This window comes from Candidatus Endomicrobiellum cubanum, assembly GCF_031278955.1.
Classification (GTDB): Bacteria; Elusimicrobiota; Endomicrobiia; order Endomicrobiales; family Endomicrobiaceae; genus Endomicrobiellum; species Endomicrobiellum cubanum.
Genome location: NZ_JAITJM010000009.1, coordinates 1 through 2,519, shown reverse-complemented (window position 1 = coordinate 2,519; position 2,519 = coordinate 1). Strand labels below are relative to the sequence as shown.

The 2,519-nt window shown below is 28.2% G+C and carries 3 protein-coding genes; all 3 read left to right on the top strand.

The features are described from left to right. The first annotated feature begins 211 nt into the window (after positions 1-211). Genes LBD57_RS00660 through LBD57_RS00650 form a run of 3 tightly spaced genes read left to right on the top strand, consistent with a single transcriptional unit; the run spans position 212 to position 2,154 of the window. Positions 212-730 (top strand): DUF2284 domain-containing protein, encoded by a 519-nt coding sequence (locus tag LBD57_RS00660; RefSeq protein WP_373469422.1) that lies wholly within the window; start codon positions 212-214, stop codon positions 728-730. Beyond that, complete coding sequence (locus LBD57_RS00655) at positions 727-1,428, top strand: sugar phosphate nucleotidyltransferase (protein WP_373469421.1); 702 nt, start codon at positions 727-729, stop codon at positions 1,426-1,428. The genes LBD57_RS00660 and LBD57_RS00655 overlap by 4 nt, the downstream gene beginning before the upstream one ends. Before the next feature lie 3 nt (positions 1,429-1,431). Next, positions 1,432-2,154 carry an SDR family NAD(P)-dependent oxidoreductase gene (locus LBD57_RS00650; RefSeq protein ID WP_373469420.1) on the top strand — a complete coding sequence of 241 codons (723 nt, stop codon included), beginning with the start codon at positions 1,432-1,434 and terminating at the stop codon, positions 2,152-2,154. Positions 2,155-2,519 lie beyond the last annotated feature (365 nt).

Below are 2,519 nucleotides of genomic sequence, written 5' to 3'. Positions count from 1 at the left end.
ATCAAAATATGAATTTAGCTATAGTTTTGGCCGCTGGTTTAGGGACTAGATTATTACCTATTACAACGTTTGCGGGAAGTGTATTTTAGATTACCAAGTTTCAGGATACATTAATGCAGGCATTCCTGAACAAAACATAATATACATTATAGGACCTGGCTTGACAGTGAAACAGGATAGTTAAAAAATATTAACTTAAGGTTAAATCTTAATGCTTAAAAAATTTAAAGATATAGAAATTATAAAAATCAATACAAAAGATATTATTTTTGAAGAAAGAGTCAAATTAAAATGCTTTTATTGTAACAAATATAATAAGAAGTGGACTTGCCCTCCAAAAATTCCAGCTTTGGATTATCAAGCAATTATTAAAGATGATTATTCAAATGCAATTATATTAAAAACTACAATGTCTATAACAATAGAAAACTTTGAAGAAGTACGCTCTAATACAACTAATAGGATACACTCATGTTTAGGACTATTAGAAAAATTTCTATACGATAACAATGATTCTTTAGCAGTTTCTTTTATCGGAGGATCTTGCAAGTTATGTAGAAATGGGTGTAGCCCACAGGGTTGTGTAAATCCCACTCAAGCAAGAATCCCTATTGAAGCAACAGGTATTAACATAGTGAAAACCATGAAAAAACAAAATATAGATATTATCTTTCCTATTAAAAACACTTTGTCACGTTATGGCTTACTATTGTGGAGGACCAACGCATGAATTATATTATACTTGCAGCTGGCAAAGGAACAAGGTTATACCCATACACAGTAAATCTCCCTAAATCATTGCTTAAGCTAAACAATAAGCAAACAATCCTTCAAAGGACAATAAATATAATTAGAGAATCAGACAAAACAGCTAAAATATATACCGTGGTTGGATTTAAAATTAATGAATTTATATCTACTACAAAGGGATGTGATTTTATAGAAAATCCATTTTATAAAATTACAAATAGTATAGCATCTTTATGGTTTGCAAAAGAGTTCCTTAATGATGAAACTGTAGTATTAAATTCAGATATTGTATTTAATAAACAGCTATTAAGAATAATACTGAATTGTCCTAAAAAAGCGTTTGTAGCAATTGACACTAGTATAAAGCAAGATGGAGATTATAATGCACAAATTAACAATGATCAGATAGTTATAATGGGGAAAGATTTAAAAGAATATCATGGAGAATATGCTGGTATTACTAAACTTGATAAACATACTGCCAAAATATTAAAAAATGAAATTATAAGTATGGTGAATGATGGACTTTATAACGAATGGTATGAAAATGCTCTTGTTCAACTTATTATTAATTTCAAAATTAAGTTAGAATACATAGATATAAAAGATTTTGAATGGGCAGAAATTGACACTATTAATAGCTTTTTAAAAGCAAGATCTATAAAAGGATATATGTAAATAATGAAATATGCTTTAGTTACAGGGTCAACCAAAGGAATAGGAGAACAAATTGCAATAGATTTATTAAAAAAAGGGTATTTTGTTATCTTTAATTATTCTAATGATGATTCACTTATACAACAATTAAAAAAAGAGTTAGAAATAATTTCTCCTGCCTATAAAATAATAAAACATGACTTATCAAAAATCAATCAAATAGGCGAATTCATTAATACAGTAAAAACTTTAACAAGTGAACTTGACGTTCTAGTTTTAAATGCAGGCACTACTAATAGAAAAGATTTTTATGAACTTACGATTGAAGACTGGCTAAAAGTTATAAACACAAATCTATCTTCGCCTTTTTTTATTGTACAAGGACTAGGACAACAGATTAAGCAAAATGGCAATATAATATTTATAGGATCATTACTGGGAATTAAACCACCTGCAATTTCTATTCCATATGGTATTTCAAAAGCAGGGTTACATATGCTCTCAAAAAACCTTGTTAAAATTTTTAACAATAGAAATATAACAGTAAATACTGTCGCTCCTGGATTTGTAGAAACTTCTTGGCAGAAAAATAAACCAAAGAAAATAAAAGAAAATATTATAAATAAAATTGCGCTTCATAGATTTGCTTATGAATCAGAAATATCATCTATTTGTTTACATTTAATTGATAATAGATATATTAACGGACAAGTTTTAATAGTAGATGGTGGTTATGCATATAAATAGTCTTTTAAAATAGGATTACAATATCCTTGGTAGAGTCACTAAAAAATACAATCTCATTTACGCTATTACAAAAAAATCATCCCACTTTTTACGCCACAAAATAATATTACCTCCTCCTGATAAAAGAACTTTATTATCATCTATATTATCTGACAACTTAATTTTTGGGAAACATTTATATCCGGAACATTACAATATACAAACTGGTCATTTAGCAGATTAAAGCTTGGGCAGACTGCCTGAAAGTCACCTGACTTAACCTTTTGGGTTCCCTATCTATCTCTTTCCATATATACAGGGCGAACCAGGTTTTAATTGTTTATGCGCAAATTATGTAATAAGATATAAAAAATAAATATTTAGAC

Bases quoted from the DNA above. Each gene is read 5' to 3' on its own strand.
- LBD57_RS00660 (WP_373469422.1), top strand. From the start codon at position 212: ATGCTTAAAAAATTTAAAGATATAGAAATTATAAAAATCAATACAAAA.
- LBD57_RS00655 (WP_373469421.1), top strand. From the start codon at position 727: ATGAATTATATTATACTTGCAGCTGGCAAAGGAACAAGGTTATACCCA.
- LBD57_RS00650 (WP_373469420.1), top strand. From the start codon at position 1,432: ATGAAATATGCTTTAGTTACAGGGTCAACCAAAGGAATAGGAGAACAA.